The organism is Fusibacter sp. JL298sf-3 (assembly GCF_053842995.1).
Window position 1 is genome coordinate 2,268,178 of record NZ_CM132608.1, and the last position, 14,632, is coordinate 2,282,809.

At 50.2% G+C, this 14,632-nt stretch carries 13 protein-coding genes; all 13 read left to right on the plus strand.

Features of this window, described 5'->3' with window-relative positions:
• Positions 1–297 precede the first annotated feature (297 nt).
• Entirely contained in the window at positions 298–1,200 is a 903-nt protein-coding gene (gene ispE, locus ACR6HW_RS10850; RefSeq protein ID WP_455727744.1) for a 4-(cytidine 5'-diphospho)-2-C-methyl-D-erythritol kinase, read from the plus strand.
• Positions 1,201–1,223: 23 nt separating this feature from the next.
• Entirely contained in the window at positions 1,224–1,889 is a 666-nt protein-coding gene (locus ACR6HW_RS10855; protein WP_455727745.1) for a GntR family transcriptional regulator, read from the plus strand.
• The gene (locus ACR6HW_RS10860) at positions 1,874–2,290 is read left to right on the plus strand and encodes a YwiB family protein (RefSeq protein WP_455727746.1); all 417 of its coding nucleotides are present in this window, start codon (positions 1,874–1,876) and stop codon (positions 2,288–2,290) included. Before ACR6HW_RS10855 ends, ACR6HW_RS10860 begins: the two co-directional genes overlap by 16 nt.
• Before the next feature lie 2 nt (positions 2,291–2,292).
• Complete coding sequence (locus ACR6HW_RS10865) at positions 2,293–3,003, plus strand: GGDEF domain-containing protein (protein ID WP_455727747.1); 711 nt, start codon at positions 2,293–2,295, stop codon at positions 3,001–3,003.
• A gap of 75 nt (positions 3,004–3,078) precedes the next feature.
• Positions 3,079–4,485, plus strand: a complete 1,407-nt coding sequence (locus ACR6HW_RS10870; protein WP_455727748.1) for a sigma-54 interaction domain-containing protein — start codon at positions 3,079–3,081, stop codon at positions 4,483–4,485.
• Between the two features lie 182 nt (positions 4,486–4,667).
• The gene (gene kdd / locus ACR6HW_RS10875) at positions 4,668–5,705 is read left to right on the plus strand and encodes an L-erythro-3,5-diaminohexanoate dehydrogenase (RefSeq protein WP_455727749.1); all 1,038 of its coding nucleotides are present in this window, start codon (positions 4,668–4,670) and stop codon (positions 5,703–5,705) included.
• Positions 5,706–5,737: 32 nt separating this feature from the next.
• Complete coding sequence (kamA, locus tag ACR6HW_RS10880) at positions 5,738–6,991, plus strand: lysine 2,3-aminomutase (RefSeq protein ID WP_455727750.1); 1,254 nt, start codon at positions 5,738–5,740, stop codon at positions 6,989–6,991.
• Between the two features lie 38 nt (positions 6,992–7,029).
• Positions 7,030–8,055 carry a lysine 5,6-aminomutase reactivase subunit KamB gene (gene kamB / locus ACR6HW_RS10885; RefSeq protein ID WP_455727751.1) on the plus strand — a complete coding sequence of 342 codons (1,026 nt, stop codon included), beginning with the start codon at positions 7,030–7,032 and terminating at the stop codon, positions 8,053–8,055.
• Between the two features lie 2 nt (positions 8,056–8,057).
• Positions 8,058–9,671 carry a lysine 5,6-aminomutase reactivase ATPase KamC gene (gene kamC, locus ACR6HW_RS10890; protein WP_455727752.1) on the plus strand — a complete coding sequence of 538 codons (1,614 nt, stop codon included), beginning with the start codon at positions 8,058–8,060 and terminating at the stop codon, positions 9,669–9,671.
• Entirely contained in the window at positions 9,661–11,217 is a 1,557-nt protein-coding gene (gene kamD, locus ACR6HW_RS10895) for a lysine 5,6-aminomutase subunit alpha (protein ID WP_455727753.1), read from the plus strand. Before kamC ends, kamD begins: the two co-directional genes overlap by 11 nt.
• Entirely contained in the window at positions 11,217–11,972 is a 756-nt protein-coding gene (gene kamE, locus ACR6HW_RS10900; RefSeq protein ID WP_455727754.1) for a lysine 5,6-aminomutase subunit beta, read from the plus strand. The genes kamD and kamE overlap by 1 nt, the downstream gene beginning before the upstream one ends.
• Positions 11,973–11,992: 20 nt before the next feature.
• A complete protein-coding gene (gene megL / locus ACR6HW_RS10905; RefSeq protein WP_455727755.1) occupies positions 11,993–13,186 on the plus strand; it encodes a methionine gamma-lyase in 1,194 nt (397 codons plus the stop codon).
• 295 nt (positions 13,187–13,481) lie between these two features.
• Complete coding sequence (locus ACR6HW_RS10910; protein ID WP_455727756.1) at positions 13,482–14,603, plus strand: peptidylprolyl isomerase; 1,122 nt, start codon at positions 13,482–13,484, stop codon at positions 14,601–14,603.
• Positions 14,604–14,632 lie beyond the last annotated feature (29 nt).

A 14,632-nucleotide genomic window follows, 5' to 3' on the forward strand; every position in this document is an offset into this window, starting at 1 on the left:
CTATTGATAAACGCTTTGGTTTTCAAGAAATGATTCGCGATGCCATGGCAGGAACGTTTGATTTAGTCATTACAAAGAGTATTTTTAGTGTACGGTCTCGTTGAGATTTAATTAAAAGTGCTAGATACTTTGTATCCGTGTGGGACATTGTCGAGAAGATTATATTAGGTGGAATTAATGATAAAGGTCAAAAGGACACACATCGAACCGTTTCCACGCCCACAAAAATAACAAATGAAATAAGGGGAACCTATAGATTATTTTATGCAAATGTCATATAATAGGGATGTATTTATAATGTATTTTGTATCCAAGATTGAGGCGATTATGAACTTACATTCTGAAATGAAATTAAAAGCGCGTGCGAAGATTAATCTCACGTTGGACGTCATTGGCAAGCGGCCGAACGGCTACCACGACGTTCAGATGATTATGCAGCAGATTAGTCTCGCAGACGACATTCACATTAAAAAACGAACCGACAGCCAAATCCACATCACGTGTACCGATCCCTACTTGCCGGTAGATGGCTCGAACATCGTCTACAAAGCGGCGGCGCTTATGCAGCAGACCTACGGTCTGAAAACGGGTTTTGACATTCACATCGTTAAAAACATTCCCGTTTGCGCCGGCCTGGCAGGTGGCAGTACCGATGCTGCGGCAACGCTAAAGGGCATCAATGCTCTGGCGCAGTTAAACCTCGATTTGGACACATTGATGGCCCTCGCCTTTAAGCTCGGTGCAGATGTGCCCTTCTGTTTATTAGAAGGGGCGGCATTGGCGGAAGGCCTAGGGGAGAAACTGACGCCGATTAACGGATTGATAGGCTTTTTTCTCGTCCTCGTCAAACCGAATTTCGGCGTCTCAACACAAGAAGTGTATCAGGCACTCGATTACAAAAACGTCCCTGAGAGACCGGATACAGCGGCGATGCTGGCGGCGATTGAAAGAGGCGATAAGCGCAAAGTGGCGGAAAACTTGTGCAACGTCCTCGAAAGCGTCACCTGTGTCAAGTATCCGGAAGTGGCGGCGGTTAAACAACGTTTGGTGAGCTATGGTGCTCAGGGCGTATTGATGAGCGGTAGCGGACCGACTGTGTTCGGGATTTTCAAAGACAAAGCCAGAGCCGACAAGGCGCATAAGGCGATTAGAAAACAGTACCCGCAGTCCTACAGCGTTGTGACGTACAGTGGCCGATAGGTTAAAGCGAAAGGGAGGTTAAGATGGATTTTCATTCAATGGAAATAAAAAATTACAAACCACTTGGCGAAGTGGTGTTTGACTACTTGAGAAACGCCATCCTCAGCGGTGAACTCAAACCGGGTGAACGCTTGATGGAAGTGGCCATAGCAGAAAAGCTCGGTGTCAGCAGAACGCCGGTTAGAGAGGCCATTCGAAAACTGGAAAAAGAAAAATTCGTGATTATGATACCGAGAAAAGGCGCCTATGTGGCGGATTTGACGAAAAAAGACATCTTGGAGGTACTCGAGATTCGAAAGGAGCTCGAAGGCTTTGCAGCGCAACTCGCCGCCAGCCGCATGGAACCCGAAGAACTGGAGAAACTCGGCACCATCTTAGAGGATTTCAACACCTGTCTCGAAGACATGGACAAAAAACGCATGATCGAAGTGGACAACGCCTTTCACTCGACGATTTTCGACGCGTCGAAGAACAGCCGCCTCATGCATATGATTTACGACCTGCACGATCAATTTCAGCGGTTTCGCTTAATTTACTTCAGCGAGTTCAACAACTTTAAGGAAATACAGGCCTCACACATTAAAATTTACGAAGCCTTAAGCGCTAAAGACGAACAAGGGGCGCGACGGGAAGCAGAAGCACATGTGGACTTAATCAGAGAGTTGGTCAATAAATGGATAGCGGAATAGTACTCAAAATAACTTCGGAAGTTCGCGAGGCGGACGGCGCGTCAGAGCGTACGGAGTTTACAACCTTGGCGACACTAACTGAAAAAGGCGGCAAGATGTACATTCGGTACGACGAAAGCGAAATGACGGGAATGGCGGGGACAAAGACCATGGTCGTCGCCTCCGGCGGCACCGTGACCATCAAGCGTTACGGCAGCATCGACAGCACCCTCCGCATCGAGCGGGGCGCTTCTGTTGAAAATCGCTACAGGACACCTTACGGCTTTCTCTTTATGACCACTGTGGGCAAGACGTTTACCCTGTCACAGAATCCTTTTAAACTGAATTTTACCTATGAGTTGATTACTGAGGACGGCGGCATTCAGTCTATGACGCTGGAGCTTTTAGAAGTGGGAGGTTAAATTTGGAAAAAACGAGCGGTAACAAAAAGCGTTTGCTTAAAGGCGCATGGCTACTGGCAACTTTACCTCTTAGTTTTATCCCTTTACTTATTATCAAACAGTACCATTTAACCGATACATTGAGGTTGTTTGCCGTTTTATGGCCCTACACATTCCTCATTATCGGCATCGGAACGACGTATTATCGGCGCCAAATGGAAGAGAAGCGGCTGGAAATGAAGGCGTTGGTTAAGCAAGAGCGTCTAATTAACAGCAGCCTCGTTCTCATTAACACAGAAGAAAAACTTAAAAATGTTCTGTCGCTTGAAATCGAAAGATGCTCTGACAAACGCGAGCGATCGGCGCTTATCTTCTTCGACATCGACGAACTGGGTGAAATCAATCAGCGCTTTGGTTACGATGTAGGAGATGCCGTCATTATAGAAATTATCAAAGCGTCAAAAGCGCTTATTGACGACATCGATCACTTTGGTCGCATTAAGGGGGACACCTTTGCCGTGGTTTTCCCAAGTAAGACCAAAGACCACGCCTACGCTTTTGCAAAAGCGTTGAACAGCGCCATAAAGGACATCGAAAAACGCTTGGGGGTTCTGATTACTTGCCGGTTCGTGGCCATGACCATCGACGGCTGGAACACCGACGACCGCGTTCTTGCTGCAGCATACGAACAGTTAGAGACAGCAAAAGAATACGGTAGAGGCGTCATTATGTAGACGAAGTGCTCAAATTTCGGCATATGCCTAAAATTGGGCACTTTCCATAATCGGATACGAAAACGAGAGGTACGCATGGAGGCTTTTTTAACACCGGAACAAACGCAGAAAATGCTCGATCACATTAGCGACGGCATTCAAATCATCGATGCCAGCGGCCGGCTCATCTATTGCAACAGGCATTCGGCAATGCTGGACGACATCAACATTTCAGAAGCCATCGGGCGGCATATTACCGAAGTCTACCCGTCGTTGATTAAGGAGGAGAGCACGCTTTTAAAAGTGCTCAAAACCCAGTCGCCAATCTACAACCGCGAACAGACCTATCGCACATACAAGGGCAAAGAAATCGCCACGGTGAACACCACCCTCCCCATAGTCAAGTCGGGTCAGATACAGGGCGCCATAGAGATATCGCGCGACGTCACCGCGTACAAAGAACTCTCCGAGCGGTATTTGGACTTGCAGTCGTCTATTCGCCCTCAAAAAGGCGATGCCGTGGAGCCGGCGCGGGCACAGTATAGATTTCAAGACATCATCACCGAAAACGCCGAGTTCAACCGCGTGAAGAGCATCGCCATGAAAGCGGCGCGCACCGATATTCCCATACTGATTTACGGGGAGACCGGAACGGGCAAAGAGCTGCTCACCCAGTCCATTCACAACGCCAGCAAACGCGCCAGTCGGCCGTTTATCGCGCAAAACTGTGCCGCATTGCCCGCCTCGCTTTTAGAGGGCATTCTCTTCGGAACCGTTAAAGGCGGTTTTACAGGCGCCGTCGACCGCATGGGGCTCTTTGAACTGGCGGACAGGGGCACGCTCTTTCTCGACGAAATCAACTCCATGCCCATGGAGCTTCAAGCGAAACTGCTCAGAGTGCTCCAAGACGGTAAAATCAGACGTATCGGCGACACCAAAGAGCGTAGAGTCGACGTGCGCATTATCGCCGCCACCAACGTCGAGCCCAATGCAGCCATTGAGAAGGGGTACATCCGCCGCGACCTCTACTACCGGTTAAACACCGTTTTGCTTTGGATTCCCAAGCTTTCCGACAGGCGCGAAGACATTCCCGTCCTCACGGCGTACTTTATAAAGAAATACAACGGCATCGCCTACCGCCACGTTAAAAGCGTCAGCGCCGAAGTGATGGACTTGTTTCTAAACTACCCGTGGGAAGGCAATGTCAGAGAGCTGGAGCACGTTATCGAGGGGGCCGTCACCTTTTCAGAAAGCCCAGTTATCGAACTTGAAGAACTGCCTTACGCCATGCGCAAATCGGCGCCACAGGCTGCGCGCACAGAGCTGTGCGTATCCATAGACGCCGACAAGAGCCTAAAAGCCATTTTGGAACAGGCGGAAGAACAGGCGGTGAGAGACGCCTTTCAAAAAACGGGACAAAATGTCTCACAAACGGCGAAACTGCTTAAAATGCCGAGACAGACCCTCCAGTACAAACTGAAAAAATACAATCTCGTCCCCTAGAGTGCCTAAAATTCGGCACTCTTTTTTAATGTCATCAAAAGCATCGAAACTATTAAAACTATATATAGTGGGGTGTATCGAGTTAGCCACGACATATTGAACAAAATGCCTTGTTAAAGTTTTGGCATAGAAATTGCTTTTTATATGGGCACACTTATTAAAAACTTTTGGGAGGCACCTATATGAAAAAAGGATGTAAATTTGGTACACATCGCGTTATCGAACCGAAAGGCATTTTGCCGCAACCGGCACTTAAAATTTCAAACGACATGGACATCTACGACAACGAAGTGTTAATAGACGTCCAAACGCTCAACATCGACTCGGCGTCTTTCACGCAAATTAAAGAAGAAGCCGGCGGTGACGAAGCCAAAATCAAAAGCATTATGACGGGGATCGTCGAAAAGTTCGGCAAGCACAAAAACCCTGTTACCGGTTCAGGCGGCATGCTTATCGGTACTGTTGCAAAAGTGGGCGAAGCTCTCGAAGGGAAAACAGACCTCAAAGTCGGCGACAAAATCGCAACCCTCGTATCGCTTTCACTGACGCCACTGGTTATTGAAGAGATTTTAGAAATCAGAAAAGACATCGACCAAGTGGACATTAAAGGACAAGCCATCTTATTTGAAAGTGGCATCTACGCCAAATTGCCTTCAGACATCGCTGAAAACCTCGCACTTTCAGTGCTCGACGTCGCAGGTGCTCCGGCGCAAACAGCCAAACTCGTCCGCCCGGGCGATACGGTTCTCGTTATCGGCGGCGCCGGAAAATCCGGTATGCTCTGCCTTTACGAAGCGAAGAAGCGCGCAGGCGTCACAGGCAAAGTCATCTGCTTACAGCATTCTGACAAAGCCAAAGACCGCGTGATGGACGCAGGTCTTGCAGACGAGTTTATCGTCGTAGACGCGACAGACGCCGTGGCCACAATGAAAGCTGTAGAAGCGGTAACAGATGGCAACATGTGCGACCTCGTCATCAACTGCGTCAACATTCCGAACACAGAGATGTCTTCAATCCTCGCCACTAAAGACCAAGGTACCGTTTACTTCTTCAGTATGGCGACCAGCTTTACAAAAGCGGCACTGGGCGCAGAAGGCGTGGGCAAAGACGTGGAAATGATCGTCGGCAACGGCTACACCAAAGACCATGCTGAAATTACGCTTCAAATTATGAGAGAAAGTGAAACGTTAAGAAAAATCTACGAAGAATTGTACGCGTAAGCGGCGGCTCGGCGCGAATGAAAGGAGTTCTGATGAGACATTTTAAAGACATCGAGATGTGGCAAGATGTAACCGAAGAGCAATGGAATTCTTGGGAATGGCAAGTGCGAAACCGCATCACCACACTTGACGCCCTTAAGAAGATTGTCAACCTCACACCAGAAGAAGAAGCCGGCGTCGCCAAGTCGCTGGAAATCTTGAGAATGGGCATTACGCCGTACTACGCGCTGCTCATGGACGAAAACGATCCAAAGTGTCCGGTGAGAATGCAGGCAGTGCCGACGGCGCTTGAAACGCATATGAGCGACGCCGACATGGACGACCCGCTTCACGAAGACGGCGACTCGCCGGTACCGGGGATTACGCACCGTTACCCGGACCGCGTGTTGTTCCTCATCACCGACATGTGCTCTATGTACTGTAGACACTGTACCAGAAGACGTTTTGCCGGCCACAACGACGCCGGTGTACCGAGAGACAGAATCGACGCAGCGATTGACTACATCAGAAAAACCCCAGTCGTTCGAGACGTGTTGCTCTCAGGTGGCGATGCACTCCTCGTCTCCGACGACTTACTCGAGTACATCATCAGCCGATTGAGAGAAATCCCACATGTGGAAATTATTCGAATCGGTTCGAGAACACCGGTGGTTCTCCCGCAGAGAATCACGCCGAAACTTGTGGAAATGCTTAAAAAATACCACCCGATTTGGCTCAACACGCACTTTAACCATCCGAAAGAAATTACGCCGGAGACGAGACGCGCTTGCGATCTCATGGCCAACGCCGGTATTCCGCTGGGCAACCAGTCGGTACTGCTCAAAGGCATCAACGACAGCGTACACATTATGAGAGACCTCGTACATCAGCTCGTCGTTATGCGCGTGCGCCCGTACTACATCTACCAATGTGACCTTTCCACAGGCATTGAGCACTTCAGAACACCTGTGTCTAAAGGGATTGAGATCATCGAAGGTCTCAGAGGCCATACGTCTGGCTACTGTGTGCCGACATTTGTCGTCGACGCACCGGGTGGCGGCGGGAAGATTCCGGTTATGCCGCAGTACATGATTTCCCAGTCACCTGACAAAGTCGTACTGAGAAATTACGAAGGCGTTATCACCACGTACACGCAACCGGCGTCTTACGATGCGAAAAAAGAAGGTGCTGTGGAAACCACCGAGCAAAAAGACCACAAAGTCTTTGGCGTCGGCGGTCTCTTACAGGGCAACCGCGTTTCAATCGAACTCAAAGAACTCGAGAGAAGCAAGCGCACACACAAATAGAAACGGACAACGTATTAAGGAATGAAAAGGGAGCGTCGATGGACATCTATTCGTTAATTAAAGACCGGTACAGCATCATATCAATTGTGGGCATGGCAAAAAACGCCGGAAAAACCGTTGCACTGAACCACCTCATCGACTGTATAGAGGCGCCGATTGGACTGACGTCCATCGGTAGAGACGGTGAGCGACAGGATCTTGTAACGCAGACGGATAAGCCGATGATCTATGTAGGTAGAGGGACCTATGTGGCGACAGCAGAAGCCTTGTTTCATCTTTCTGAGGCGAAGATGGAAGTGGTGGAAATGACGCCGTTTGAATCGGCAATGGGTCGTATCGTCATCGGACGGACATTAAATGACGGCTACATCCAAATTGGTGGGCCATCGACAAACAAAGCCGTACGCGCAGTAGCAGAAAAAATGCTGGCGTACGGTGCGGCTTATGTCTTAGTCGACGGGGCGCTGGACCGGACGTCTTCCGCGTCTCCGGCGATTACCGACGCCTGTGTGCTGGCCACAGGTGCCGTGCTCAGCCGCATGATGGACAAAGCGGTAAAAAAAACCGTCCATCAGGCGACTTTGCTAAAACTCGACTACCACGGCGATGCGGCGCTTTCAGAGGTGTACCGCACGTACGAGGCCACGCACCGCGTCGTCCTCTGTGACGAGGACGGCTGTCCGACGCCGCTTTCAGGGATTAAAACGGCGCTGGACAAAGGGCGTGAAATTGCACAGCACATTACTGAAAAGACAAGGGTCGTCATCGTGTATGGCGCTCTTGTCTATCAGACTGTTTTTGACATCATCCATTCGACACAGCACTACAAACAGCTCACCTTTGTCGTCGGCGATGCCACTAAAATCTTCATCGACGAACAGAAGTGGGCCTATCTCGCGCGCATCGGCATCAACGTGTGCGTCGAGACCCCGATCAACCTCATTGCACTGACAGTCAACCCCTATGCACCTGCGGGCTATTTCTACGACAGCAGCTTGTTTAGAGAGCGCCTGTCGAAAGCACTGGCGCCGCTGCCGGTGCTCGACGTTATGGAAGGAGCGTAGCGGTGTTTTTAAAAGATAAGCACTTTGAAGACCTCGACATGAACTTCGTACTGGAGAGGCTGCTGGTGGTGACCCCCTACGGTCAAGAGGCAAAAAACGCCTTGAAACCCCTTCGCGGAAGCGAACTGGATTACGCCTACAACTTGCTGGAGTGTGCTCTTGAGCGCTTTACATCACATCGGCAAGCGGTTTTACAGCTCAAGACGCTTTTCAAAGAGATCAAGCAACTGAGACGGACATTTGACCGCCTTTCGGCAGGTGAGACGCTTTCGGTTACAGAACTCTACGAAATCAAATACATGGCCATCTATATGAAGCGTATTAAAGACGCCATGGACGCCCTCTACTGGGGCGAAACCGTAGGCGCTTATGAACTCAGGTCTATCCACCCCGTTATAGAATTATTAGACCCTGAGGAAAGTTCTGTGAACAACTTTCACATTTACAGTTGTTATTCACAGGCGCTTTACGACATACGACTGAAAATAGACGGTCTTGAAAAGGCGCTTAAAACGGCGTACGACGCGTCGGCCAAGCGTTTGGAGCAGGCGGGTTTTAAAGTGGCGTCAAACGGTGACGTGCGCATCAAACAGAGCGATTCAGAGCGCTTAGAGGCGGCGCGCAGTCAAAAGGAACTGGTCTACCAGATGGACATCCCCATGTACAGCCTTTTTAAACTGAAGCGCGATGTGGCTATAGAATCGGAAATAGAAGTGCTGAAACGAGCAGAAGAAGCAGAGGAAGAAGCCGTGCGCGTGGAACTGTCTACGGCGCTGAGACAACAGTTGCCCCTTTTAAAGGAAAATGTGGTGCGCATCGGGGCAGTCGATCTTCTCATTGCCAAGGCGCAGCTCACAGCGGCGTTTCACATGACGCGGCCGGTGGTGTCAGAGGCGGGCGTCATCGAACTAAAGGGCGCCAGACACCTCAAACTGGAAAACAGTCTGGAAAAAGAGAACAAGGCCTTTGTCCCCTTGGACATCGTGCTTAAAACCACTGTCACCGTCATTACAGGTGCCAACATGGGCGGCAAAACCGTGTCGCTCCGGACACTGGGACAGACGTTGGCGCTGGCGCATTACGGCTTTTTCGTGCCGTGTGCCTCAGCGACGTTTTACCCCCTCGATTACATCTTCGTCTCCGTCGGCGACGCCCAGTCTGTAGACATGGGGCTGAGCACCTTCGGTGCCGAAGTCGTGAGCATTGCGGAAGTACTGACGCGCATCGACGAGAAGGGCTTGATCCTCATCGACGAACTGGCGCGTGGAACCAACCCCAAAGAGGGGTACGCCATTTCGAGGGCGCTTATAGAGCACCTGAAAACAGGAAGCGCAAAAGCGGTGATTACCACGCATTACGACGGCCTCACAAGCGGTGAGGACATGACGCACTACCAAGTGAACGGCTTAAAGGACGTCGCCCTTGAAACTGTTCGGGAGTCGGTTCGACGCGAGGGGATGAAACCCCTTCACGAACTCATGGACTACCGGCTCACAGAAGTGAAAAAGAACAAAGCGATACCGAAGGAAGCCCTGAGAATAGCAGAGATAATGGGTCTTCAACAAGAAATAACGATGCGGGCAAAAGAGATATTAGGAGGATCACATGATGAGTAAACTGAACCTCGATTTTAACATCGTGGAAAAAGCGCGGCATTCGGCGCGCGTTATCGCCGAAGACACACAGGCGTTTATCGACAAGCACACCACTGTTACTGTAGAGCGTACCGTGGTGCGTCTGCTCGGCGTCGACGGCATCGACGAACTAGAGAGACCGCTCCCGAATGTGGTGGTGGACAACATCAAAAACGGCGGCGGCCTTGCAGAAGGCGCGGCATTTTGGCTCGGCAACGCCATGGTAAAGTACGGTGAATCGGCACAGACCATCGCCGAACGCGTTTCAAAAGGCGACCTCGACCTCACCAAAGTCGAGATTCAAGACGATGCAAAAATAAAAGCTGCCGTGGAAGACGTGGCGCAAAAGACAGTGACGCGCATTCGAGAGAACAGAGAGCAAAGAGACGCGTACCTTCAAAACCTCGGTGAAGGCCCGAAACCGTATCTGTACGTTATCGTGGCAACGGGGAACATCTACGAAGACGCCCTCCAGGCTCAGGCGGCGGCGCGACAAGGTGCAGACGTCATCGCCGTTATCAGAACCACGGCGCAAAGCCTTCTCGACTACGTGCCATATGGCCCGACCACAGAGGGTTTCGGCGGCACCTATGCCACACAAGAAAACTTCAGAATCATGCGAAAAGCGCTGGACGAAGTCGGCGAAGAAGTGGGGCGCTACATCCGCCTTTGCAACTATTGTTCAGGGCTTTGTATGCCTGAAATCGCCGCAATGGGCGCCTTAGAAAGATTGGACGTCATGCTCAACGACGCCCTGTACGGCATCCTCTTCCGCGACATCAACATGCAGCGGACACTGGTCGACCAATATTTCTCAAGAGTCATCAACGGCTACGCCGGCATTATCATCAACACCGGCGAAGACAACTACCTCACCACATCAGATGCCATTGAAGAGGCGCATACCGTTCTGGCCTCACAATTTATCAACGAGCAGTTCGCTCTGTTCGCCGGCTTGCCGGAAGAGCAAATGGGTCTGGGACACGCTTTTGAAATGAACCCCGATACAGAAGACGGCTTCTTAATGGAACTTTCCCAAGCGCAGATGGCGCGCGAAATCTTCCCGAAGGCGCCGCTGAAATACATGCCGCCGACGAAATTTATGACCGGCAACATCTTTAAAGGCCATATTCAGGACGCGTTGTTCAACGTTGTTTCCATTATGACCAACCAGGGAATTCAGCTGCTGGGCATGCTCACAGAGGCGATTCACACGCCGCTGTTGCAAGACCGTGCGCTGTCTATTGAAAACGCCAACTACATCTTTAAAAACATGCGCGGCATCAGCGACGAAATTCAGTTTAAGCCAGACGGCAAAATTCAAAAACGCGCGCAATTCGTGCTCAACGAAGCGGCGGAAATGCTTTCAGAAATCGAACACCTCGGCATTATGAACACCATTGAACAAGGCAAATTTGCAGGTGTCACACGTAAAATGGACGGCGGCAAAGGCCTTGAAGGCGTCACTCAAAAAGGCGTGCGCTACTTCAATCCGTTCATTCCAATGATGTTAGGAGGTGCCGAATAATGTCAGCGAACAACCAACTGGATTTAACGAAAATCAAGCCGTATGGCGATACCATGAACGACGGCTTAATGCAGTTTTGTTTTACCCTGCCCGTACCGTGTTGCGACGAGAGCAAAGAAGCCGCCAAGCAGCTTTTGATAAAAATGGGTATGGAAGAACCTCAAGTGGTCCACGCAGAAGACCTGGGGGTTGGCTACACGATGTTTATGATGTATGCTAAATGTATGCACACCGTCGACTACACGCAAATCGAAGTGCCGAAAGTCGACTCCGACGTCATGGACAAATACGAAGTCGAGGCGTTTATACAAGCGAACTTCGACCGCGACATCGTCATCGTCGGCGCGTGTACAGGTACCGATGCACACACAGTGGGCATCGACGCCATTATGAATATGAAGGGGTTTGACGGCCACTACGGCCTCGAGCGCTACGAAGGCATCGTCGCGCACAACCTCGGCGCGCAAGTGCCAAACGAAGAACTCGTGGCGAAAGCCATCGAGCTGGGCGCAGACGCCATTATCGTTTCACAAATCGTCACGCAAAAAGACGTTCATATTCCCAACATGACAGAGCTGATCGAGCTTTTAGAATCCGAGGGCATCAGAGACAAGCTCGTCGTCTGTGCCGGCGGGCCGAGAATTTCTTATGAATTGGCAAAAGAACTGGGATACGATGCGGGCTTTAGCACCGGTAGCTACGCAGAACACGTGGCGTCGTTCATCGTTCAGGAAATGAAAGCGAGAGATTTATAAAAAGCGAAGGGAGCACGACTATGAATCACGATGCAGTAAAGAAAATGGGATTTGCCACAAAAACCATCCACGCAGGGTACAAAAAGAATGAGATGGGAGCCCTTGCAACACCGATTTACCAAACGTCGACATTTATGTTCGATTCGGCGGAACAAGGCGGTAGACGCTTTGCCGGCGAAGAAGAGGGCTACATCTACACAAGACTCGGCAACCCAAGCAATACACCAGTAGAAGAAAAGCTCGCCATGCTCGAAGGCGCAGAAGCGGCGATGTCCATGGGATCGGGCATCGGTGCCGTAAGTTCCGCCGTTTGGACTGCGGTAAAAGGCGGCGATCACATCGTAGCTGCAGAGACATTGTACGGCTGTACTTATGCCTTTTTAGCACACGGCGTCACACGTTTCGGCGTGGAAGTGACGTTTGTGGATACAAAAGACCCTGAGAACGTGCGCAAAGCTATGCGCCCGAACACCAAAGTGGTCTACCTCGAAACGCCGGCGAACCCGACACTGGACATCGCCGACATCGAAACCATTTCCAAAATCGCACACGAAAACGAAGGCTGTCTCGTCATGGTGGACAACACATTTTGTACCCCATACATCCAAAGACCGCTTGAACTGGGCGCAGACGTGGTCATTCACTCGGCAACCAAGTACTTAAACGGCCATGGCGACGTCATTGCGGGCTTCGTAGTGGGTTCAAAAGAATACATCGACCAAGTGCGCTTCTTCGGCGTCAAAGATATGACTGGTGCCACACTGAGCCCATTTGACGCATTCCTTATTAACAGAGGCATGAAGACACTCCACATCCGCATGGAGAGACACTGCGAAAACGCCATGACCGTGGCGCAGTTCCTCAAAACCCATCCGGAAGTGACCAATGTCGTGTACACGGGTTTTGAAGACCACCCGCAGTACGACCTCGTGAAAAAGCAAATGAGCTTGCCGGGCGCCATGATAACATTTGAAGTTAAAGGCGGCCTCGAAAAGGGACGCCGCGTCATGAACAACGTACACCTGTGCGTTCTCGCGGTGAGCCTTGGCGATGCTGAAACGCTCATCCAGCATCCGGCCTCTATGACGCATTCGCCTTACACACCTGAGGAAAGAGAAAAAGCGGGGATTTCAGACGGCTTAATCCGCCTTTCTGTGGGCCTCGAAGACCCGGCGGACATCATCGCCGACCTCAAGCAAGCACTGGAAGCCTAATACACGTGCAGTTTAATTAAAATGAAGTTCTGAGCTGTGGCAACGTCAGTCGTCTCCCATCCATGCGGTGGGGGGCGCGTACTGTGGGGCCGCAGCTCTTTGCATGTTGCCAGTGTCCTGTAGCGTTCACAATTAAAAAAACTGCACGAGACAGGACACTAGAGCCGTTCCGGTAGAAAGCCCGCAGAGCTTTGGTTTTATGTGGGAAAATTTAGAAAGAAGTTCTTAAAACGTTTACAGCTTATTAATAAAAAATCTGTTATAATAGAGGTGTTATTAATTTTAGGAGGCGAATATGATAAAGTTCAAAAAATCAATTGCAGCAGTTGCATTGGCATCCGTGCTGTTTGTAACAGGCTGTTCTGCAAAAAACACAGGAGACGCATCTGGCGCAGCCATTAAAGTCGGCGATGTAGAAGTGAGCAACGCTTATTTTGACCAATACGTTGACTTTTCAAACATTATGATGAAACTGCAATACGGCGAAGCCGCAATGGAGCAAGAGTTCAAAGGTTACAGCATGAGCGAAATTGTAGAGGCCAATGCCGCCGATCTTTTGACTACTGAGAAACTCATCGAAAAGCACATGGCAGACAACGGGTATGTTGTCGATGAAGCAAAAGTTAAAGAAGATTTAAGCACCATGATGGAAAACATCAACTCCAATGAAGAAGTCAAGAAGCAATTTGACGAAGCGGGCATCGACGAAGCGTTCTTCGAATCACAAGTGAAATCGACGCATCTCAACACAGCCCTCAGCGAATGGCTCAAATCAGAAGTCGAAGGCGACGCAGCGAAAAAAGAAGCTATGGAGAAATACTACGCTGAAGAAATCGTTGAAGTAAAAGCGCGCCACATCCTCGTTCAAAGCGAGGCACAAGCCAAAGAAATCGTCGGCAAATTGAAGCAGGGAGAGGACTTTGCAGAACTCGCTAAAATTCACTCAGGTGATACGGGCTCAGCAGAAAACGGCGGCGACCTCGGTTACTTCGGAAAAGGTGCCATGGTACCGGAATTCGAAGAAGCGGCGTTCTCACAAGCTGTAGGCGAAGTAGGCGAGCCGGTACAATCTCAATTCGGCTTCCACATCATCTTAGTTGAAGACAAGAAGACCATCAACCAACTGCTCGAATCAGATAAAGAAGAAGACAAGCAAAAAGCAGAGCGTTATAAAGCCGAGTACCTGAACCCACTTATGGGCGCATTGTACAGCGAAACCGTTGAAAAACTCAAAGCAGAAACGCCTGTAGAAGTACTCGTAGACGTTGTAGATCCAAACGTCCCTAGAGAAACAGAGGAAGATAAAGCTGGTGAAAACGCAACAGAAGGGAACCAAACAGAAGGCGACCAAACAAAAGACGCTAACAAAGATGCCGAAGCAGAAAACGGCGCTGAAGAAAGCGGCGAAGGTGCGTAAAGCATTTAGCGTGAAATCGAACTAATATA